The 20,124-nt window shown below is 68.3% G+C and carries 18 protein-coding genes; 15 read left to right on the forward strand and 3 right to left on the reverse strand.

Annotated features, from left to right (window positions below; genetic code table 11):
• Positions 1–28: 28 nt before the first annotated feature.
• The 6 genes from ACT54L_RS01470 (at position 29) to ppk2 (ending at position 7,177) form a co-directional block, all read left to right on the forward strand.
• A complete protein-coding gene (locus ACT54L_RS01470; protein ID WP_476083759.1) occupies positions 29–2,407 on the forward strand; it encodes a YbcC family protein in 2,379 nt (792 codons plus the stop codon).
• Positions 2,408–2,708: 301 nt separating this feature from the next.
• Entirely contained in the window at positions 2,709–3,683 is a 975-nt protein-coding gene (locus tag ACT54L_RS01475) for a phosphate acetyltransferase (RefSeq protein ID WP_476083760.1), read from the forward strand.
• Positions 3,684–3,686: 3 nt separating this feature from the next.
• Positions 3,687–4,877 (forward strand): acetate/propionate family kinase, encoded by a 1,191-nt coding sequence (locus ACT54L_RS01480; RefSeq protein WP_476083761.1) that lies wholly within the window; start codon positions 3,687–3,689, stop codon positions 4,875–4,877.
• Positions 4,878–4,921: 44 nt separating this feature from the next.
• Positions 4,922–5,731 carry an enoyl-ACP reductase FabI gene (fabI, locus tag ACT54L_RS01485; protein ID WP_476083762.1) on the forward strand — a complete coding sequence of 270 codons (810 nt, stop codon included), beginning with the start codon at positions 4,922–4,924 and terminating at the stop codon, positions 5,729–5,731.
• A 111-nt stretch (positions 5,732–5,842) separates the two neighbouring features.
• The gene (locus ACT54L_RS01490; protein WP_476083763.1) at positions 5,843–6,334 is read left to right on the forward strand and encodes a hypothetical protein; all 492 of its coding nucleotides are present in this window, start codon (positions 5,843–5,845) and stop codon (positions 6,332–6,334) included.
• Positions 6,335–6,391: 57 nt separating this feature from the next.
• Positions 6,392–7,177, forward strand: a complete 786-nt coding sequence (ppk2, locus tag ACT54L_RS01495) for a polyphosphate kinase 2 (RefSeq protein WP_476083764.1) — start codon at positions 6,392–6,394, stop codon at positions 7,175–7,177.
• Positions 7,178–7,187: 10 nt separating this feature from the next.
• Here ppk2 and ACT54L_RS01500 read toward each other — a convergent pair whose 3' ends face one another.
• Positions 7,188–8,063 (reverse strand): bifunctional helix-turn-helix transcriptional regulator/GNAT family N-acetyltransferase, encoded by an 876-nt coding sequence (locus tag ACT54L_RS01500; RefSeq protein ID WP_476083765.1) that lies wholly within the window; start codon positions 8,061–8,063, stop codon positions 7,188–7,190.
• A 149-nt stretch (positions 8,064–8,212) separates the two neighbouring features.
• On the opposite strand from ACT54L_RS01500, the gene ACT54L_RS01505 reads away from it, so the two are divergent.
• The 7 genes from ACT54L_RS01505 (at position 8,213) to ACT54L_RS01535 (ending at position 15,609) form a co-directional block, all read left to right on the forward strand.
• Positions 8,213–9,181 (forward strand): arsenic resistance protein, encoded by a 969-nt coding sequence (locus tag ACT54L_RS01505; RefSeq protein WP_476083766.1) that lies wholly within the window; start codon positions 8,213–8,215, stop codon positions 9,179–9,181.
• A 514-nt stretch (positions 9,182–9,695) separates the two neighbouring features.
• Positions 9,696–10,853 carry an iron-containing alcohol dehydrogenase gene (locus tag ACT54L_RS01510; RefSeq protein WP_476083767.1) on the forward strand — a complete coding sequence of 386 codons (1,158 nt, stop codon included), beginning with the start codon at positions 9,696–9,698 and terminating at the stop codon, positions 10,851–10,853.
• Positions 10,853–12,058 (forward strand): sialidase family protein, encoded by a 1,206-nt coding sequence (locus ACT54L_RS01515; protein ID WP_476083768.1) that lies wholly within the window; start codon positions 10,853–10,855, stop codon positions 12,056–12,058. The genes ACT54L_RS01510 and ACT54L_RS01515 overlap by 1 nt, the downstream gene beginning before the upstream one ends.
• Before the next feature lie 57 nt (positions 12,059–12,115).
• Positions 12,116–12,901, forward strand: coding sequence for an ABC transporter ATP-binding protein (locus ACT54L_RS01520; RefSeq protein WP_476083769.1), 786 nt, complete (start codon positions 12,116–12,118; stop codon positions 12,899–12,901).
• Positions 12,901–13,773, forward strand: a complete 873-nt coding sequence (locus tag ACT54L_RS01525; protein WP_476083770.1) for an ABC transporter permease — start codon at positions 12,901–12,903, stop codon at positions 13,771–13,773. Before ACT54L_RS01520 ends, ACT54L_RS01525 begins: the two co-directional genes overlap by 1 nt.
• A 61-nt stretch (positions 13,774–13,834) precedes the next feature.
• Positions 13,835–14,905, forward strand: coding sequence for an ABC transporter substrate-binding protein (locus tag ACT54L_RS01530; RefSeq protein WP_476083771.1), 1,071 nt, complete (start codon positions 13,835–13,837; stop codon positions 14,903–14,905).
• The gene (locus tag ACT54L_RS01535; protein ID WP_476083772.1) at positions 14,902–15,609 is read left to right on the forward strand and encodes an SDR family NAD(P)-dependent oxidoreductase; all 708 of its coding nucleotides are present in this window, start codon (positions 14,902–14,904) and stop codon (positions 15,607–15,609) included. The genes ACT54L_RS01530 and ACT54L_RS01535 overlap by 4 nt, the downstream gene beginning before the upstream one ends.
• Positions 15,610–15,633: 24 nt before the next feature.
• Here the strand turns inward: ACT54L_RS01535 and ACT54L_RS01540 are convergent, their stop codons facing one another.
• Positions 15,634–16,989, reverse strand: a complete 1,356-nt coding sequence (locus ACT54L_RS01540; RefSeq protein ID WP_476083773.1) for an NAD(P)H-dependent oxidoreductase — start codon at positions 16,987–16,989, stop codon at positions 15,634–15,636.
• A 183-nt stretch (positions 16,990–17,172) separates the two neighbouring features.
• Entirely contained in the window at positions 17,173–18,300 is a 1,128-nt protein-coding gene (locus ACT54L_RS01545) for an alanine racemase (RefSeq protein ID WP_476083774.1), read from the reverse strand.
• 70 nt (positions 18,301–18,370) lie between these two features.
• Here ACT54L_RS01545 and ACT54L_RS01550 point away from each other — a divergent pair, with 70 nt between their 5' ends.
• Entirely contained in the window at positions 18,371–19,045 is a 675-nt protein-coding gene (locus tag ACT54L_RS01550; RefSeq protein WP_476083775.1) for a GntR family transcriptional regulator, read from the forward strand.
• 28 nt (positions 19,046–19,073) lie between these two features.
• Complete coding sequence (locus ACT54L_RS01555) at positions 19,074–20,099, forward strand: amino acid ABC transporter substrate-binding protein (protein WP_476083776.1); 1,026 nt, start codon at positions 19,074–19,076, stop codon at positions 20,097–20,099.
• The last annotated feature ends 25 nt before the right edge of the window (positions 20,100–20,124 follow it).

Below are 20,124 nucleotides of genomic sequence, written 5' to 3' on the forward strand. Positions count from 1 at the left end.
TCCGACCGGAGCCTCAAGGAGACCTGAGATGTTCCACGCCCCGCTTCCCAAGCCCGCGGACCTCGGCCCCATCGCTGCCGCCGCGACCCGCGCCGCCGCGGCCATTCCGCCGGCCTTCCCCCTGAGCGCCACCGTGGCGGTCAACCCCTTCCTCGGCCAGGCGGGAGAGCCCTTGCCGCAGGCGGCGGCGCGCCTGTCGCGGGTGGCGGGCATCTCCCTCACCCTGCCCCGCAGCTGGTATGCCGACAAGATCGCGGACGGCACCCTCACGGATGCCGACCTAGAGGCCGCCCTGGCCCATGCGCCGGCGCAGAACCGGCCGGCGGATCTTGCGGCGCTGAAGGAGGCGGTCACCCAAGACACCCCGCCGCCGCGGGCCTTGCCCACCCTCGCCGATCTTGCGGCGCAGGCGTCCGGCCGCGATTGGCCCGGCCTGATCGCCGACCGGTTCGGCGCCTGGGCGAGCGCCTATTTCGACGAGGGGCAAGCCATCTGGACGGGGCCCCGGGGCACCGGCGCCTATGCCGCCTGGCGGGCGGTGGCCATGCATGACCTGACGCCGGAGATCGCCGGCCTGCCGGGCTTTGCCCTTCATGTGGCGCGGGCCCCCGAGGACGCCCTGGCCGCCATTGCCCGGGCGACCCATCGCCTGGGCCTAACGGGCGAAAGCGCGGAGACCTTCTTCCACCAGATGCTGATGACCCTCGGCGGCTGGGCGCAGCACGGACGCTACCTGTCCTGGCAAGCGGTGCGGGAAGGGCAAAGCGACACCACGCTGACCGATCTCCTGGCCATTCGCCTCGTCTTCGAGGAGGCCCTGTTCGTGCGGTACGGCGGGCAGATCGCCGCCCAATGGGAGGCGGCGCGGGAGGCCCATGCATCCCCCCTCATTGTCGCACCGGACCTGATGGTCGATGCCATCCTCCAGGACGCGGCCGAACGGGCGGCGCAGAGGTCGCTGGCGGCGACATTGGCCGAGCCGGGTCACCCGGGCACGGACGGACGGCCCGCTTTGCAGGCCGCCTTCTGCATCGATGTGCGCTCGGAGGTGTTCCGGCGGGCGCTGGAGAGCCTCGACCCGGGCATTCGGACGCTGGGCTTCGCCGGCTTCTTCGGCCTGCGCACCGGGCATCGGCGGTTTGGCTCGGACGTGGCCGAATGGCGGCTCCCGGCCTTGCTGACGCCGACCTTGTGGTCCTGCACGGGCGAAGCGGGATCGGCGCGGGAAACCTCCAGCCGGGTCAAGGCACGGGCCAAGCGCGCCTGGGGCCGCTTCAAGCTCGCCGCGGTCTCCTCCTTCGCCTTCGTGGAAGCCACCGGGCCGCTTTATGCAGGCAAGCTCACGAAAGATGCGCTGGCCCTGGGGTCCAAGGGTGAGACCCAGGACCCCGCCCCGCGCCTGTCCCCCGCCCTCGACCTGCCGAGCCGGATCCAGGCGGCGCAGTCCGTGCTGAAGGCCATGTCCCTGACCGGTGACTTCGCCCCGCTTGTCCTGCTGGCAGGGCATGGCGCGAGCGTCGTGAACAATCCCCATGCCAGCGCCCTGCACTGTGGCGCGTGCGGGGGCTATTCGGGGGAGGTGAACGCCCGCCTCCTCGCCGCGCTGCTGAACGACCCGCAGGTGCGGACGGGACTGGCGCCCGCCATCGCCATTCCCGCCGACACGCTGTTCGTGGCGGCGCTCCACGACACCACCACCGATGCGGTGACGCTTTACGCCGACGACCAGCCCTCGCGGGCCCACGCATCGCAGCTGGCGCAGGCGAAGGCCTGGCTGGAGGCCGCCGGCCGGCTGGCGCGGACGGAGCGCGCCGTGCGGCTGCCCCAGGCGCGGGGGGAAAGCGACGTGCCCCGGCGCAGCCGGGACTGGGCGCAGACGCGGCCCGAATGGGGCCTGGCGGGCTGCAGCGCCTTCATCGCCGCCCCGCGCGCCCGCACCGCCGGCAAGAGCCTGAAGGGCCGGGCCTTCCTGCACGACTATGACTGGCGGGCGGACACCGGCTTCGGCACCCTGGAGCTGATCCTCACCGCCCCTGTGGTGGTGGCCAGCTGGATCAGCCTGCAATATTACGGCTCGACGGTCGCGCCGCAGGTGTTCGGCGGCGGCAACAAGCTCCTGCACAACGTCACCGGCGGCATGGGCGTCGTGGAAGGCAATGGCGGCCTTCTGCGCACCGGCCTGCCCTGGCAATCGGTGCATGACGGGACCGATTACGTGCATGAACCGCTGCGCCTCTCCGTCTGCATCGAGGCGCCACGGACGGCGATTTCCGACGTCCTGTCCCGCCATGGCGAGGTGCGCGACCTGTTCGAGAATGGCTGGCTCTCCCTGTTCGCCCTCGACGATCAGGGTCGCATGGCCTGGCGCTATGCGGGCGGCCTGGAGTGGAGCCCGGTTGCCGCATAGGCCATCTCCACCCCATCCCGTCGTGCGATCAGGGCCGGCCTGATCGCACGACGGCGCATCCTGCCCCGGGTGCGCCGAACACGGCAGGCGCGGCCGGCATTCGTGCAGCACGCGTGTTCGCCGGGGCATGCGACTTCGGGCGCGCGCCACGGCCTCCAGAAGCCGCCGAAGGAGGCGCCCCATAGGGCCACTTCACCCAAAGCGACGCCCGTTTGCTGCAATGCAGTACTGGTTTGATACAGGTCATGGTCCGCGACCGATGCGCCCCCTACCAGTCGGGACCGCGAAGCGGGAGAACCCCATGCCCTTGGCGCAGACCACATCGTCGCCGGACTCGCCCCGTCATGCCAAGTATGAGCGTCTGATCGCGGAAGCCTGTGCCCTGCCACGGCTCAGCGTGGCGGTGGCTCATCCCTGCGATGACGCCTCCCTAGGCGCGGCCCTGGATGCCCACGGCCTTGGCCTCATCACCCCCATTCTGGTGGGACCGCAATCCAAGATCGCCGCCGCGGCCGCAACCTTGGGCGCCGACCTCAGCGGCCTGCGCATCGTCGATGCCGCCCACAGCGACGATGCCGCCGCAAAGGCCGTGGCGCTGGTGCGCGCGGGCGAGGCCGAGGCCCTCATGAAGGGCTCGCTTCACACCGACGAACTGATGGCGGCCGTGGTCGCCCGCGACACCGGCCTGCGCACCAAGCGGCGCATCAGCCACTGCTTCCTGATGGACGTGCCGTCCCATCCCGAGCCGCTCATCATCACCGATGCGGCGGTCAATATCGCGCCGGACCTGACGCAGAAGCGCGATATTGTCCAGAACGCCATCGACCTCGCCCGCGCCCTGAAGTTCCAGGAGGCGCGCGTGGCCATCCTCTCCGCCATGGAGACGGTCAATCCCGAGGTGCCCTCCACCATCGAGGCGGCCGCCCTCTGCAAGATGGCCGATCGCGGCCAGATCACCGGCGGCATCGTGGACGGTCCGCTTGCACTCGACAATGCGGTGGACCTGGGCTCGGCCGAGATCAAGCATATCCGCTCGCCGGTGGCGGGGCGCGCCAATGTGCTGGTGGTGCCGGACCTGGAAGCCGGCAACATGCTGGCGAAAAGCCTCACATTCCTGGCGGATGCGGACGCGGCGGGCATCGTGCTCGGCGCCCGCGTGCCCATCATCCTCACCAGCCGGGCGGATTCGCGGACCACGCGGCTGGCCTCCTGCGCGGTGGCGTCCCTTCTGGCCCAGGCGCAGCGCGCCGTGGTGGCCGCGGCGGTGAAGGTCTGATCCATGGCGCGGGTTCAACTGGTCATCAATGCCGGATCCTCCAGCCTGAAGTTCCAGGTCTTCCTGGATGATGGCGCGGACGTTCCCAACCGCATCTATCGCGGCCTGTTCGAGGGGCTTGGAACCGAGCCCCATTTCAAGGTGAAGGACCACGACGGCGCGGTGGTCGGCGAGGAGCGCTGGCCGGGCGCGGGCGCCTTCGGCTTCGAGGAAGCCCTGGCCTATCTGTCCGACTGGCTCTCGGCGCATCGCGGCGGCCACCAGCTCACGGCCGTGGGGCATCGCGTGGTGCATGGCGGTCCCCACTTCACCAGCGCCGTGCGGCTCACCCCGGATGTGATTGCCGAGCTGGACACCTACTCGCCGCTGGCGCCGCTCCACCAGCCGCGCAGCCTGGAACCGGTGCGCATCATCGCCCGCCGGGTGCCGGGCCTGCCGCAGGTGGCGGCGTTCGATACGTCGTTCCACCACACCCAGCCGGAGATCGCCCGGCTGTTCGCCATCCCCAAGGCGCTCACCGAAAAGGGCGTGCGGCGCTATGGCTTCCATGGCCTGTCCTACGCCTATCTGGCCACCCAGTTTCCCCACGTCGACGCGGCGCGCCTCGCCAAGGGGCGCGTGGTGGCGGCGCATTTGGGCAATGGGGCGAGCCTGTGTGCCTATGAGGCCAGCCGCTCGGTGGCCACCACCATGGGGTTTTCCGCGCTCGACGGCCTCGTCATGGGCACGCGCTGCGGCACCATCGATGCCGGCGTGGTGTTCTACATCCAGCGGGAGCTGGGCCTGAGCGCCAACGAGGCCGAGCACTTCCTCTATACCAAGTGCGGACTGCTGGGCGTCTCCGGCATCTCCAACGACATGCGCGAGCTGCGCGAGAAGGCCGATGCCGAGCCGGATGCCCGCCGCGCCATCGACCTCTTCGTCTATCGCATCAACCGGGAGCTGGGCTCACTGGTCGCCGGGCTGGGCGGACTGGACGCGCTGGTCTTCACCGCCGGCATCGGCGAGAACGACGCGGCGACCCGCGCCGAGGTGGTGAACGCCGCCCGCTGGGCTGGCTTCGAGCTGGACCCGGAGGCCAATGCGGCCGGGGCCACCTGCATCACGCGGGGAAACGGGCCGCAGGCTTATGTGATCCCCACTGACGAGGAATGGACCATCGTCCGCGAAATGCGTGCGCTCCTGGCCTCCTGAGGGCGGAGCGTCTCCCCTTTTTCCCCTGCCGAAAGGCCGCTGCAATGCGTGAGACGCCGCCCGACCTCCTGACCGACGAGGCCGCCCTGGGCGCGGCCTTGAAGGGCAAGCGCGCCCTGATCCTGGGCATCGCCAACGAGCATTCCATCGCCTATGGCTGTGCCCGCATCTTTCGCCGATTGGGCGCGGACCTTGCCATCACCTATCTGAACGAGAAGGCCCGCCCCTTCGTAGAGCCCCTGGCGCAGGAGCTGGAGGCCACCATCCTGGCGCCCTGCGACGTGACCCAGCCCGGCCAGCTGGAGGCGGTGTTCGACCAGCTGCGCGACACCTGGGGCGGGCTCGACATCGCCCTCCACTCCATCGCCTTCGCACCGAAAGACGATCTCCAGGGACGCCTGGTGGATTCCTCCGCCGAAGGCTTCAAGCTGGCCATGGATGTGTCCTGCCACTCCTTCGTGCGCATGGCGCGCTTGTCCGAGCCGCTGATGCCCGCGGGCGGAACGCTCATCGCCATGAGCTATCATGGCGCCGACAAGGTGGTGCCGAACTACAACCTCATGGGTCCGGTGAAGGCGGCGCTGGAAAGCGCGGTGCGCTATCTGGCCTATGAACTGGGCCATCGCGAGATCCGCGTGCATGCGGTCTCGCCCGGCCCCCTGAAAACCCGGGCCGCCTCGGGCCTCAAGGACTTCGACCGCCTGCTGACATCCGCCATCCAGCGCGCGCCCATCGGCGAGTTGGTGGACATTGACGATGTGGGCCTGACCACCGCCTTTCTCGCCACGCCCTTCGCCCGCCGGCTCACGGGGACCACTTTCTATGTGGATGGCGGCCTGAGCATCATGGCCTGAGCGCGCCATCGAGGCGCGCTGCTGCCCCGCCGCTTGATCCGGCGCAAGGACAGGCGTCCCGGGGCGTTGAAGCTTGGCCCCGGGCGCACCACAAAGAAGCGGGGACATACCATGAGCACATCCTCTGCCGTCGACCAGCCACACTCTCATCTGGGCGACGAGACCTTCATGTCGGCCGGGGACCTGCGCAGCTACATGCAGGAACTGGAAGCGGCGAAGCTCACCTCCGAGATCGCCGCCATGGACCGCGCGGACAAGGCCCGCGCGGAACTCACCAAGACGCTGTCCGAGCCCCTGTCCCTGACGCCCGAACTCCTCGCGCAGATCGCCGAGGACCTCCAGACCAAGCTGCGTCTGGCCGCCCAGCGTGGCGAGACCGAGCTGATGGTGATGCGCTTCCCCAACACCTTGTGCACCGACAAGGGCCGCGCCATCAATAATGCGGAAGAGGGCTGGCCTGACACCCTGATCGGCCGTCCCCGGCAGGCCTATGAAATGTGGCGCGACCACCTCAGGCCCGCCAATTACAAGCTCAAGGCCATGATTATCGACTGGCCGGGCGGCATGCCGGGCGATGTGGGCCTCTACCTCAACTGGGCGTGACGAACCTCCCCGCGCCAACGGGGAAAAGACCATCAAGCAACGGGAGAGGAGGCGCCCATGGATGCCCCCGAGCGCATGACGCGCAAGGAGTACGAGCAGCATCTCAAGGTGCTGCATGGGGAACTGGTGAAGCTCCAGCTCTGGGCGCGGCACGCCGGAACCAAGGTGTGCATCGTCTTTGAAGGGCGCGATGGCGCCGGCAAGGGCGGTGTCATCAAGGCGATCATGGAGCGGGTGAACCCGCGCATCTTCCGCGTCATCGCCCTGCCCCCGCCCACCGAGCGGGAAAAGTCCCAGATGCTGATCCAGCGCTACCTGCCGCATCTGCCGGCGGCAGGCGAGATCGTGATCTTCGACCGCTCCTGGTACAACCGGGCGGGCGTCGAGCGGGTGATGGGCTTCTGCTCGGAAGAACAGGCGGAAGACTTCCTGGTGACCGTTCCCTATGTGGAACAGGCCATCGTGGATTCCGGCGTGGTCCTGCTGAAATACTGGCTGGAAGTCTCGCCGGAAGAACAGACCCGGCGGATGGAGCAGCGCATCGACGATCCCCGCAAGATCTGGAAGCTCTCGCCCATGGATCTGGAATCCTATGCGCGCTGGTACGACTATTCCCGCGCCCGGGACGCCATGTTCGCCGCCACCGATACCGAATGGGCGCCCTGGCACGTGGCCCATTCCGACGACAAGAAGCGAGTGCGGCTCAACATCATCTCGCACCTTCTCTCGAAGATCCCCTATGGCGAGGTGCCGCGGGAGAAGATCGAGCTGCCCAAGCGCCAAAAGCCCGACGGCTATGTGGAGGCGGACTATGCCCGCCACCTGGTACCGCAGCGCTTTTGACGCGCAAGGATCACAGCCGCTTCTCGAAGAACGTGTCGGGATAGGGATCGTCGTTGAAGCGCGGGATTTCCTGCCAGCCGGTGGAACGATAGAGGTTTTGGGCCTCCGGCAAGGCGCTGTTGGTGTCGAGGCGCAGCACCTGGACGGACAAGTCCCGTGCCACCGCCTCCGCCCCCGCCATGAGGCGATGGGCAAGCCCGATCCCGCGCGCGGCGGGGGCCACCCAGAGCCGCTTGATCTCGGCGATGTCTCCGCCGTGGCCTTTCAGGCCCACGCAGCCGACGGGAAGCTGGTCGGACAGCGCCACCAGGAACACGCCGCGCGGCCGGATCATGTCTTCGGCCTGGGGATCGCAGGACAGCGTCACGTCGAAGCCGGTGCGGAAGCGGCGCGCCAGCTCGGCATAATAAGCGGTGAGGCAATGCACCGCCGGCGGGCTGCGCGGGTCCATCTCCTCCAGCACGATGTGCGCCCGCCCCAGGGCGGTTGCCACCAGATCCATGGCGCGCAGCAGCTCGTCCGGCCGGCCGTGACGGGCAAGGAAGCCCTCCGCCTGTGCATTGGACAAGCGCTCATAGGCCTCGAACTCAGCCTGCCCCGCAGGCGTGAGACGCGCGACGCGGCGGCGCGCATCCTGGGCATGTGGCACGGTCTCGATGAGCCCTTCCTCCTCCAGCGACCGCAGGAGGCGGCTCATGAGGCCGGAATCCAGGCCCAGTCCCTGCCGGATGGCCAGAACGTCCGACTGCCCCCGGCCGATGGCATTGAGCACCCGCGCCGCCCCGAGCGGGCGGCCGCGACCGAGGAAGGAGGTGTCGAGGGCGCCCACCTCCGCGGTCACGATGCGGTTGAAGCGGCGGATGCGGGAGAGGGGATCAAGGGCCATAACCTGACTTTAGTCAGATAACTCGCCCCGTCAATATTCCCTGCCCCCTTGCCTCGTGCGCGTTGCCCTTTGCCCCTGCCCCTGGCGCCTGGCTTGCCCGACCGCGCCCCTCGCCCTAAACAGGCGGGACATTGCGAGATCCCTTTGCCATGGCCCATTTGCGGGATGTTCTGGAAGCCCGGCAGGTCCGGCTTTACCTGTGTGCCATCCTGCTCGCTGGCTTGGGTGCCGCCTTTATTCCCGGCACGAATCGGCTGGAAGGCGCCATTACCCCCGCATTGGCCGTGATGCTGTTCGTGACCTTTCTCCAGGTGCCGCTGGCGGACCTGGGCCGCGCCTTTGCGCGGGGGCGGTTTTTCCTGGCGCTGGGGATCGGCAATTTCGTCCTGGTGCCCCTCCTGGTGGCCGCACTCCTGCCCTTCATGCCCGCCGATCCGCTAATCCGCCTGGGCGTGCTCATGGTGCTGCTGGCCCCCTGCATCGACTATGTGGTGACCTTTGCCCATCTGGGGCGGGCCGATGCGCGCGCGCTGCTGGCGGCAACGCCGCTGCTCCTGGTGGCCCAGATGGTGCTGCTCCCGGTCTATCTCACCGTGTTCCTGGGAGAAGCGGCGGGGCAGATCCTGAAGGTGGGGCCCTTTCTCCACGCCTTCCTCTGGCTCATCCTGGTTCCCCTCGCCCTTGCGGCCGCCCTCCAGCTAACAGCCTCCCGCCGTCCCAGCCTCGCTCCGGTGATGGAAGCCGCAGGGCTTCTCCCGGTGCCCGCCACGGCTCTGGTCCTGTTCATTGTGGTGGCGTCGGTGCTGCCGCAACTGGGGGCGGCGGGCAGCACCGCCCTGCAGGTGGCGCCGGTCTATCTGGCGTTCGCGCTCCTCGCCCCCTGCATCGGCTGGGCGACGGGGCGCATGGTTCGGCTGGATTTCCCCGCCACCCGCGCGATCGCCTTCAGCACCGCCACACGCAACGCCCTCGTCATCCTGCCCCTCGCCCTTGCCTTGCCTGGGGCCATGCCGATCCTGCCGGCCGTCATCGTGACCCAGACCCTGGTGGAGCTGCTGAGCGAGCTGCTCTACATCCGCCTCCTCCCGCGCTTCGGCGGCGGGCGCGAAGGAGCGTGAAGGGGCCGGACGGCCAGATGCCTGCCGCACGGGCCCGGGCGAAGCCCGTCGCCGACGGCAGGTGACGCGCGCTGCAACAACTTGGCGTGACAAATATTTACAAGTTAAGGAAGAGCGTCACCGCGCGTGAACTTCGCCCAGAACACCCTCTGACGTTAGGTCATTCCCCCTGTTTTATCGCGATGTCACCGCTCAGTTCCGCCAGACAATGAAATCAAATTACAACATGTTGACATGTTGTTCGGAATGCGCTTCCATAAGCTCAAGGTCCCAAGAGGCCAGACAGGAAGCGCCATGTACGAGAGGACAGACTCCGCCCCGCCGTTGAGGCGCCCTGCCCTTTTGTCCGGCCCACGGATTGCAGGTAAGCAATGAGTCCACTGCGTCAGATCCAGGCTGCAACCCAGCCCCTCCAGGTCCACGCGCCCTGGCTCCAGCACGCGCGCCGGCCGCTGCGCCCGCGCCCGCTCCTGCCGACGGCGGCCCACCGCCTGCCTCGCAAAGGCCTGCCCGCATGACCCTTCACGCCCCTCACCGTCAGGTCCTCGGCCAGGCCGCGCCCCTCACCCTTGAACGGCCAGCGATCATCGAACTCGGCGTCGGCCGCGCGCGCCTTGCGGGGGAATGGGCGGCCCAGCGCGGACTCAGCCGGATCCTGGTGGTGGCTGACGCCTTCAATGCCGGCCGCGTGGATGTGCTCGGCCTGAACGGCGATGTCCGCATCTTCGGCGCCGTGAGGCCGGAGCCGGACGTGCCCAATCTGGAGGCCGCTCTCGCGCTTGCCGAGGAGCTGCGGCCCGATCTCGTCATCGGCTTTGGCGGCGGGAGCGCCATGGACGTGGCAAAGCTTGTCGCGGTCCTCGCCGGCTCGGGTCAGGCGCTCGCCGAGGTGGTGGGGCCGGACAAGGTCGCCCGCAAGGGCGCTGTGTTGATCCAGGTGCCCACCACCGCCGGAACGGGGAGCGAGGCGGGAACCCGCGCCCTCGTCACCGATCCCGCCTCGCAGAACAAGCTGGCGGTGCAAAGCCGCCACATGCTGGCCGACATGGCCATCATCGACCCCTTCCTCACCGCCACCGTCCCTCCCGCGGTGACCGCCGCCACGGGCGTGGATGCCCTCGCCCATTGCGTGGAGGCCTATACCAGCCGCAAGGCGCATCCGCTCATCGACATGTATGCGCTGGAAGGCATCACGCTGGTGGGGCGCTTTCTCGGCCGCGCCATTGCGGACGGGGCTGACCTGGAGGCCCGCGCGGGCCTCTCCCTGGCGGCCCTTTATGGCGGCTTCTGCCTCGGCCCGGTGAACACCACGGCCGGCCATGCGGTGGCTTATCCGCTGGGCACGCGACACCACATCGCCCACGGCGCCGCCAACGCGCTCATCTTTCCCCATACCCTCGCCTTCAACGCCCCGGCCATGCCGGAGAAGACGACCTCGGTGCTGACGGCTTTGGGGCTTGCCGCCTCCGCTCGGCAGGACGAGGTGCGCGCCGCCGCCCATGGCTATTGCGCGAGCCTTGGCTGCCAGATGAGCCTGTCGGCCCTCCAGGTCCCGCGCGACGACCTGCCGGCCATGGCCAGCGAAGCACACGCCATCCGCCGCCTGCTGGACAATAACCCCCGCGACATCAGCCGCGAGGAGATCCTCGCCATCTATGAGGAGGCCTATTGATGGGCGCCCATCCCACCCAGATCGAACCGGCGGGGCTTTCCGAGCGCAGCGGCGTCCTCGGCCCGCGCGATGGCGATCCGGCCCGCACGGAGGCCTATCTGCCCTCTCCTTGCGTCCAGAACCATGCCGCCAATCTGGCGGTGTTGGGCAATGGCGACCTCGCCTGCGTCTGGTTCGGTGGCACGCAGGAAGGCATCCCCGACATCTCCGTTTATTTCTCTCGCCTCTCCCGGGGTGCTGATCGCTGGAGCGCGCCGGAGAAGCTCTCCGACGACGCTGGCCGCTCCGAGCAGAACCCCATCCTGTTCACCACGCCCGCCGGCGAACTCTGGCTGCTGTGGACCGCCCAGATCGGCGGCAACCAGGACACCTCCATGGTGCGCAAGCGGGTGTCCCACGATTTCGGCGCCAGCTGGGGGCCAGTGGAAACCCTGTTCGAGGCCCCGCAAGGCCATGGCGTCTTCGTGCGCCAGCCGCCCGTGGTGCTCGACGACGGGGCCTTCGTGGTTCCGGTCTTCCACTGCGTGAGCGTGCCCGGCCAGAAATGGGTGGGGGACCTCGACGTGAGCGCGGTGCGGGTCTCCACCGACGAAGGGCGCACCTGGACCGAGCATGTGGTGCCCGGCTCGCTTGGCTGCGTGCACATGAATGTGCTGAAGACGCGCGAGGGCCTTCTTGCGCTCTATCGCAGCCGCTGGGCGGATTTCATCTATGCCAGCCGCTCGCTGGACGGGCGGAACTGGTCGGCGCCGGAGCCCCTTGGCCTGCCCAACAACAATTCCTCCATCCAGGCCTGCGTGCTGGCGGACGGGCGTATCGCCCTCGTCTTCAACACGTCGAGCCGCCTCGACGCCACCGACCGGCGCACCGGCCTCTATGACGACATCGAGGACGAGGGCCCCGCCGCGGCCACCCTTCCGGCCCCGGCCTCCATGCCTGAGCGCACCGCCTTCTGGGGCGCCCCGCGCGCGCCCTTGACGCTGGCATTGTCCAGCGATGCCGGCCGCACCTGGCCTGTCATGCGCAATCTCGAGGAAGGCGACGGCTATTGCATGACCAACAATTCCAAGGACGGGCTGAACCGGGAATTCTCCTACCCCGCGATCACGCAGGCTCCCGACGGAAGGCTTGAGATCGCCTTCACCTATTACCGCCGCGCCATCAAGCACGTCCGCGTCGCGCCCGACTGGGCCGCGCAGGGCTGAGCGCAACAGACCATTCAAGGGAAGACGCCCATGGCAGCCCTCGCGCAGGTGACACCGATGCCAAATCCCACGGCCGGGACCGCCCAGGATCTGATCACGATCCGCGGGCTCGACAAGACATATGCCGGCGGCAGCGTGCATGCGCTGTCCAACATCAACCTGAACATCCGGGACGGGGAGTTCGTCTGCGTGGTCGGTCCCTCCGGCTGCGGCAAGTCCACCTTGCTGCGCATCCTCGCCGGGCTCGACGATTATGACAGCGGGGAGGCGGCTCTGAACGGACGCGCCATCACCGGCCCCTCGCGGGACGTGGGCGTCGTGTTCCAGGCGGCGAACCTGCTGCCCTGGCTCACCGTCCGCGAAAATGTGGCCCTGCCGCTGCGCGTGGGCGGCAAGCAGAAGGGCGAGGCCGAGGACATCGACCGGTTGCTGGACGTGGCCGGGCTGAAGGATTTCGGCCAGCGCTATCCCTATGAATTGTCGGGCGGCATGCAGCAGCGCGCCGGCATCTGCCGGGCCCTGGTGCGCTCGCCCCGCGTCCTGCTCATGGACGAACCCTTCGGCGCGCTGGATGCACTCACCCGCGAGCGCATGAATCTCGAGCTGCAGCGGATCTGGCAGGCGAGCCGCAAGACGGTGATGCTCATCACCCATTCCATCTCCGAGGCCATCTTCCTCGCTGACCGGGTGGTGGTCATGTCGGCGCGCCCCGGCCGGGTGATCCGGGAGCTGGAGGTGCCGATACCCCGCCCCCGCTCCAATGACAGCATCATCAGCCACCCCGCCTACCCCGCTCTCGCCAAGGAGATCCGGGGATTGCTCAACGCCCAGGGAGACGAGTGATGAGCCAGGCCCAGACCCCCATCGTGGTGGACCCGGTCGCCATCGAGCAGGCCGCTCCTCAGCCTCGCGTCGCGGCGGGCAAGCACAAGGAGCGCAAGAGCTTCAGCGGCAAGGGCATCACCCTGATCGGCCTCATCATCCTGTTCACCGGCTGGTGGGCGGCGGTGAAATATATGGAGATCCCCTCCTATATCCTGCCGACCCCCATGGCGGTGTGGAACGCCCTGTGGTCCGGCATCGCGGTCAGCCCGGCAAGTCCGCTCGGCTATTACCTGCCGCTCTGGGGCACCTTGAAGAATGCGGCGCTGGGCCTTCTCATCGGCTCCGGCCTCGGCCTGCTGCTCGGCTCGCTCATGGCGGAGAGCCGGCTGATCGAGAAGCTGGTGATGCCTTATGCCTTCGCCCTCCAGTCGCTGCCGAAGGTGGCGATTGCGCCCCTGATCGTCATCTGGTTCGGCTTCGGCGACGGCTCGAAGGTTGCCATCTCCGCGCTGCTGGCCTTCTTCCCCATGCTCATCAACAGCTTCACCGGCTTGCGCGCGGTGGAGCCGGAGCGGGTGGACCTGATGCGCTCGCTCTCCGCCTCGCGATTTGAGACCTATCGCATCGTCAAGCTGCCCAATGCGGCGCCCTATATCTTTGCCGGCCTCGACATGGCGGTGGTCTATGCGCTGCTCGGCACCATCGTCGCCGAATTCCTGGGCGCCCAGCAGGGCATGGGCGTGGTGATTACGCAGGCGCAGGCGGTGACCGATGTGGCCGGCGTGTTCGCGGCCCTGGTCATTCTCGGCGCGCTTGGCATCCTGCTGCACGGCATCGTGCGGGGACTGGAAGCGCGGATCGTTCATTGGGGAGATCGCGGCCGCAAGTGAGGCCGCGCGGGACAAAGCCGGCGGAACGCCCGGCGAAGCATTGTCAGGGAGGAACAGGACCATGATTACGCGTAGGCAATGGCTCCAGGCGAGCAGCGTCTTTGCGGCGGCCCTTGCGCTCGGGCCACGCTCGGCCTTTTCCCAGCCGGCCAAGACGGTGAAGGTGGGCGTCGGGCTGAAGTCCATCAACGCCAGCGTCATCAATCTCCTGATCGGCGAGGCCCTTGGCTACAATGCCGAGGAAGGCTTCAAGGTCCAGGCGCTGGCGCTGGGCGGCAATGCCAATGTGCAGGTGGCCACCGACAAGGGCGACGTGGACGTGGGCATCGGCGTGCCCTCCTACGCCCTGCCGATCCTGGCGAAGGGGGAATGGGGCCAGTCGCTCTGGTTCTATGAATATACCTATCCCTACAAGTGGGACGTGGCGGTGAAGCCGGGCGCCGCCATCAAGAGCTATGCGGATTTGAAGGGCAAGAATATCGGCGTCTCCGATTTCGGCGGCACCGAATATCCCGTCACCCGCAACGTCCTGAAATCCTTGGGCATCGACCCGGACAAGGACGTGAAGTGGACGGCGGTGGGCGCCGGCGTTCCGGCAGGTGTCGCGCTCCAGCGCGGCGCCATTGATGCGCTCGCTTATTACGACACCGGCTTCGGCATCATTGACGGCGCGGGCATCACGCTGGAATTCGTGCAGCGCCCGAACAATCTGCCCATGATCGGCGGGCAGTTCCTCATGGGCCTCAAGCCCCGTATCGAGAAGGAGCGCGCCACCTTTGTGGGCTTCGGCCGCTCCACCGCCAAGGCCTCCATCTTCATCCTCACCAATCCGGCGGCGGGTGCAAAGGCCTTCCTGAAGCTCTATCCCGAGACCGCCCCGCGCGGCTCGACGGAGGAGCAGGCGGTGAAATCGGTGCTGGAAGCCATCAGCCGCCGCATCAAGCTCTATACCCCGCCTTATCCGGACGCCAAGATGGGCTCCATCCGCCCCGATGAATTCATCACCGAAGCCAAGATGAACGATTGGGACATCAAGGACGTCTCGAAGATCTACACCAATGATCTCATCAATGAGATCAACGACTTCGATGCCGAGAAGATCCGCGCCCAGGCGCGGGCCTATAACGGATGAGCCCTGTGGCGTCAGATCTCGGCGGGCGCGCGCGGCGCGCGCTCGTCACCGGCGTCAGTTCCGGCATCGGCGAGGCCATCGCCGGTCGCCTGCTCGGCGAGGGCTGGGAGGTGGTGGGCTTCAGCCGCAGCGCACCGGCCCTGTCCCACGATCGCCTCGCCCATGTGCCGGTGGACCTGTTCGACCGGTCGGCGCTGGCCACGGCGCTCGCCGGGCTCGGCCCGGTCGACGCCCTCGTCCATGCCGCGGGCATCCTGCGGGTGGGCACGCTCGGCCACCTCGACCCGGACAATGCCCGCCAGATGTGGCGCCTGCATGTGGATACGGCCGAGCAGATGGTAGAAGCGCTAGCGCCGGCCATGGCGGAGGGCGCGCGCATCGTCTTCATCGGCAGCCGCACCGCCGCCGGCTCGGCGGGACGCGCGCAATATGCCGCCACCAAGGCCGCCCTGGTCGGCATGGCGCGCTCCTTCGCCATCGAGCTGGCGCCCCGCCGCATCACCGTCAACGTGGTCGCCCCCGGCGCCACCGACACGCCCATGCTGCGTGACCCCAAGCGCGCCTCCCTCGCGCCCAAGATGCCGCCCATGGGACGCCTCGTGACGCCGCAGGAAGTGGCCGCGACCACGGCCTTCCTGCTCTCGGAGGGGGCCGCGAGCATCACCGGCCAGCAGATCGTCATCTGCGGCGGCGCCTCCCTTTAGAGGGGCGCCGCCACCCGCCGGTCCTCAGCCGAGGCCCCATTCGGCGGCGAACAGGGCCTCCTGCTCGCGGCGGACGCGGATCGCCTGCTTGGCGGGGTCGAACGCCACATCGGCCCAGCACACCATGCGGCCGGCGGGCACGTCGACCTTCAGCACCATGTGGTGGGCGAGGCCAATGGGCAGGCCACCGAGCCGCACCGCATCGGGCGCGCGCACCAGCTTGCCATAGACGGTGTAGCCGCCCTCCCCGTCCAAGGTCTCGCCCGCCTTGAGGTCACGCTTGGCGGTGGCCACCACGTCGCCGCGCCAGTCGCCGGTGGCGCCGGTTGCCTCGCCGCGCACGGCGATGCTGGCCACCGAGAGGCCCAGCTCCAGGCCGATGAGATGGTAGGGCTTGTACATGGCCGCATAGCGCCCGGAGGCGTCGGTCTTCAGGCCATATTGGGCAAAGCACTCCTGCACATAGGGGCTTGAGGCCTCGAACACCGCATAGACGCCCCAGCGCAGGTCGCGGAAGACAGGACGGAAGTCCCGCTCGATGGAGGACACCACCTCCACCGTGCCCCGCCGCTCCAGCACTCCACCCTCGCTCATGGGGCGCAGGACATGGGGCAGGTCGTCGACGCCGCAGGGCGGGAAGAGCAGGCCGTCGCTGGGGGGAACGAGGTCGCAGCCATTGGCCACCGCCGCCATTTCCAGCGCAGACTTGGTGCCGTCCAGGAAGGAATTGAACATCTGGGCGTTGAAATCGCCCGATGCCACCTGGGCGTCGGAAAAGCCGTAATGGCCCCACACCGTCTGCGGCGTGGAGGCATGATAGACCGGGTGATACTTGGTGCCCTTGCCGGCGCAGATCACCTCCAGCCCGATGGTACGCGCCCAGTCCACCATTTCGGCGATGAGGGCGGGCTGGTCGCCGGCGGCCATGGAATAGATCACCCCCGCCTCCGCCGCCCGCCGCGCCAGGAGCGGGCCGGCGAGCACGTCGGCCTCCACATTCACCATGATGATGTGCGTCTTGGCGGCAAAGGCCTGGAGCGCGTGGTGAATGCCCGCCGCCGGGCTGCCGGTGGCGTCGATGACGATGTCGACGAACGGGCTGGCGATCATGCCGTCCGCATCGTCGGTTACAAAGGTCGTGCCGGCCTTCGCCGCCTCGTCCAGGGAACGGGCGCTGAAGCGTTCGGTCGCCCAGCCCACGCGGGCGAGCGAGGAGCGGGCGCGGGCGGGGGAGAGATCGGCCACCGCGATCAGATGGACGCCGGGCACGCGCTCGGCCTGGGAGAGATACATGGAGCCGAACTTGCCGGCCCCGATGAGCCCCACGCGCACCGGCCGGTTCTCGGCAGCCCGCTGCTTCAGCTTGGCGAAAAGCGACATGACGTTTCCTCAGACCCTTGGCTTGCGGTCCGGCGGCAGCCGATCGACCGCGCCCTTCGGGTCATCGGTTCGACCGCCACACGCGGGCCGGTGCCTGTTTGCGAATCACGCCGGTGAACGGGCGATCGGGCAAGCTATAGGGCGCGACGCGGGAAACGAGAATCGCGCCCCGCGCATGGCATGTCAGGTGCCCCGCGCGGTGACGGGCCAAACGGCCACCAGGTCCTCACCGCGCACCACATGAAGGCGGTCGAACAGGTTCACCGTTGGATCGCAGTGGGGGATCACGCATTCCACCCGCGCGTCGAGCGGCAAGATGTGGCCATCGGGAAGGTCGACGCGGCCATGCTCGTCGCTGAGGGCGCGATAGGTGGCGCCCGCCGGCGCGCCCCGCATGATGCGCGGCGGCTCGCCATATTTGCTCGCCAACCGCTTGTCGCCGCCATCGGTGGTCACAAAGCCCGGGTGTCGATTGCTGATGACGGCGGCCTGGAGGAAGAGCGCCGGCTCGAATGGGGCGCCCGCGCTGCCGTCCAGGTCCACGCAGCCATATTCGGTGTCCATGAACACATAGCTGCCCACCTGCAATTCGGTGAAGACGCCCATCTCAAGGTCGATCATCACCGCGCCGGTGCTGCCCCCCGTGACGATGAACGGTCCGGCCACCAGGTCCGCCAGCGCCTCCCGCATGGCCGCAATGAGCCGCGCAGCCTCCTGCGCGCCCTTCAGGCGATCGGCATAGGCGCGCATGTGGGAGAGATGGCCCGCATAGGCCTGGACGCCAACAAGGCGCAGGCCCCGATCCGCCGCGATGCGCGCGCCCAGCGCGCGAGCGTCCGAGGCATCCGCGACGCCGGCACGATGGCGGCCCATGTCCACGTCGATGAGCAGCGGAAAGACGATCCCCAACTGCGCGGCCGCCTTGGCGAAGAGGTCCACCATCTCGGCGCAATCGACGACGCAGCTCACCCGCGCGCCCTGGCGGACCAGGGAGCCGAGCCGCGCCACCTTGTCGGCGCTCGCCAGCGTGCTGGTCACATGCAGGTCGAGAAGGCCTTGCGCCACCAGCGCCTCCGCCTCCCCAACCGTGGCAACGCACAGGCCACAGGCGCCGGCTTCCATCTGAAGATGGCCGATGGCGGCGCTCTTATGGGCCTTGGCGTGAGGCCGCAGCGCCAGCCCGGTGGACTGGGACATCTGCGCCATGCGGGCGATGTTGCGTTCGAGGGCGCCGAGATCCACCACCAGGCAGGGCGTCTCAAGGCGCGTGCGCAAGCCGATCGCGGGCACGGCCCCGGCATGGTCGAGCAAGATGGCATCTCCCCAAAACGCCCAGCGAGAGCTTGACGTGCCGCTTCAATGACGCTGTTATGTCAGTGTCATGATGGATAATCAATCGCACTCCACCGCCGCTTATGGCGTCATTCTCGACCTCATCCTGTCCGGTGAGATCGACCCGGAGTCGTCCATCTCCACCCGTTCCCTCGCCGAGCGCACGGGCATCGGCCGCACCCCCATCCGCGAGGCGCTCCAGGCGCTGGCGCGGGACGGCATGGTGGACATCGTGCCCATGCGTGGCACCTTCGTGCACCAGCCCGGCATCGAGGAGGTGCGGGACATTTTCGAGGTGCGCGTGGCGCTGGAAGGCATGGCGGCGCTGCTGGTGGCGCAGCGCGGCTTCTCCCCCGCCCTCGCCGAGATTGGCGCCGCGCTTGAAGCCTTGCAGCAGGAGACCGCGCCGGACCTCGACGCCATCCGTCTGAAGGGCTGGGCCTTCCATGACGAGCTCATGCGCGCCGCGGGCAACGCGCAGCTTCACGCGCTCTATGCCCAGGTCTCCCGCAAGTTCAGCCTCATCCTGCGCCAGGGCCGCAAATATTCGGACGAGCGGGTGCGCGAGACGCTGGACGAGCATGTGGCGCTCTTCCGCGCCATCGCCGGCGGCGACGCCCCCCGCGCCCAGGCGCTGATGCAGGAGCACATCCAGAGGGCCTTCGCGGCCCGGATGAAGGCCCTCTCCGCCTTCCCCACCCTTCCCGGAACAAGAAACGGCTAAAGCGCCGACAACCGACCAGACGAGGACCATGATGCACACCCTTTCCCGCGCCGCCGCGGCGGCGCTGACCCTGACGCTCGGCACGCTCTCCTTCGCCCACGCCGCCACGCTCGAAACGGTGAAGCAGCGCGGCACGGTGATCTGCGGCGTTCACGGCGCCCGCGCCGGCTTCTCGCTGCTGGATGCCAAGGGCAACTGGTCCGGCATCGACGTGGACACCTGCCGCGCGATCGCCGCTGCGGTGCTGGGCGATGCCAGCAAGGTGCAGTTCGTGAAGACCACCACCCAGACCCGCTTCCCGCTGCTGCAGTCGGGCGAGGTGGATGTGCTCACCAACAATGTCACCCACACGCTGCTGCGCGACACTTCGCTGGGCTTCGATTTCGCCCCTGCCACCTTCTATGATGCCCAGGGATTCATGGTGAACAAGGCCCTGGGCGCCAAAAGCGTGAAGGATCTCAACGGCGCCACCGTCTGCGTCGGGCCGGGCACCAATTCGGAGAAGGTGGTGGCGGACGTCTATCGCCGCTACAAGATGACCTACACCCCCATCGCCATCGAGAACCCGCAGGAGCGCGCGCAGGCCTTCTTCTCCGGCCGCTGCGACGTGAACGTGGAATCTACCACCTCGCTTGCCTCCCAGCGAGCGACGCTCGCAGCCAATCCCGGCGACTTCGTCCTGCTGCCGGAAACCTTCGGCAAGGACCCCATGGCCCCGGTGGTGCGCCAGGATGATGCGGCCTGGAAGGACATCGTCACCTGGACGGTCAACGCCCTGTTCCAGGCGGAAGAGTCCGGCATCACCGCCGCCAATGTGGACGAGATGAAGACCTCACCCGACCCGCAGGTGCAGCGTTTTCTTGGCGTGACGCCCGGCAATGGCAAGGCGCTGGGCCTCGACGAGGCCTGGGCGTATCGGATCGTCAAGCAGGTGGGCAATTACGGCGAAATCTATGACCGCAGCTTCGGCGAGGCCTCCGTCTTCAAGCTGCCGCGCGGCAGGAATGCCCAGTGGACCGAGGGCGGCCTCCTCTACAGCCCACCCTTCAACTGAGCCGCCCCCTTCGCTCGCACCGGGC

This window comes from Aquabacter sp. DMC10 (genome assembly GCF_056314145.1).

Bases quoted from the DNA above. Each gene is read 5' to 3' on its own strand.
- ACT54L_RS01470 (WP_476083759.1), top strand. From the start codon at position 29: ATGTTCCACGCCCCGCTTCCCAAGCCCGCGGACCTCGGCCCCATCGCT.
- ACT54L_RS01475 (WP_476083760.1), top strand. From the start codon at position 2,709: ATGCCCTTGGCGCAGACCACATCGTCGCCGGACTCGCCCCGTCATGCC.
- ACT54L_RS01480 (WP_476083761.1), top strand. From the start codon at position 3,687: ATGGCGCGGGTTCAACTGGTCATCAATGCCGGATCCTCCAGCCTGAAG.
- fabI (WP_476083762.1), top strand. From the start codon at position 4,922: ATGCGTGAGACGCCGCCCGACCTCCTGACCGACGAGGCCGCCCTGGGC.
- ACT54L_RS01490 (WP_476083763.1), top strand. From the start codon at position 5,843: ATGAGCACATCCTCTGCCGTCGACCAGCCACACTCTCATCTGGGCGAC.
- ppk2 (WP_476083764.1), top strand. From the start codon at position 6,392: ATGGATGCCCCCGAGCGCATGACGCGCAAGGAGTACGAGCAGCATCTC.
- ACT54L_RS01500 (WP_476083765.1), bottom strand. From the start codon at position 8,063: ATGGCCCTTGATCCCCTCTCCCGCATCCGCCGCTTCAACCGCATCGTG.
- ACT54L_RS01505 (WP_476083766.1), top strand. From the start codon at position 8,213: ATGGCCCATTTGCGGGATGTTCTGGAAGCCCGGCAGGTCCGGCTTTAC.
- ACT54L_RS01510 (WP_476083767.1), top strand. From the start codon at position 9,696: ATGACCCTTCACGCCCCTCACCGTCAGGTCCTCGGCCAGGCCGCGCCC.
- ACT54L_RS01515 (WP_476083768.1), top strand. From the start codon at position 10,853: ATGGGCGCCCATCCCACCCAGATCGAACCGGCGGGGCTTTCCGAGCGC.
- ACT54L_RS01520 (WP_476083769.1), top strand. From the start codon at position 12,116: ATGCCAAATCCCACGGCCGGGACCGCCCAGGATCTGATCACGATCCGC.
- ACT54L_RS01525 (WP_476083770.1), top strand. From the start codon at position 12,901: ATGAGCCAGGCCCAGACCCCCATCGTGGTGGACCCGGTCGCCATCGAG.
- ACT54L_RS01530 (WP_476083771.1), top strand. From the start codon at position 13,835: ATGATTACGCGTAGGCAATGGCTCCAGGCGAGCAGCGTCTTTGCGGCG.
- ACT54L_RS01535 (WP_476083772.1), top strand. From the start codon at position 14,902: ATGAGCCCTGTGGCGTCAGATCTCGGCGGGCGCGCGCGGCGCGCGCTC.
- ACT54L_RS01540 (WP_476083773.1), bottom strand. From the start codon at position 16,989: ATGTCGCTTTTCGCCAAGCTGAAGCAGCGGGCTGCCGAGAACCGGCCG.
- ACT54L_RS01550 (WP_476083775.1), top strand. From the start codon at position 18,371: ATGATGGATAATCAATCGCACTCCACCGCCGCTTATGGCGTCATTCTC.
- ACT54L_RS01555 (WP_476083776.1), top strand. From the start codon at position 19,074: ATGATGCACACCCTTTCCCGCGCCGCCGCGGCGGCGCTGACCCTGACG.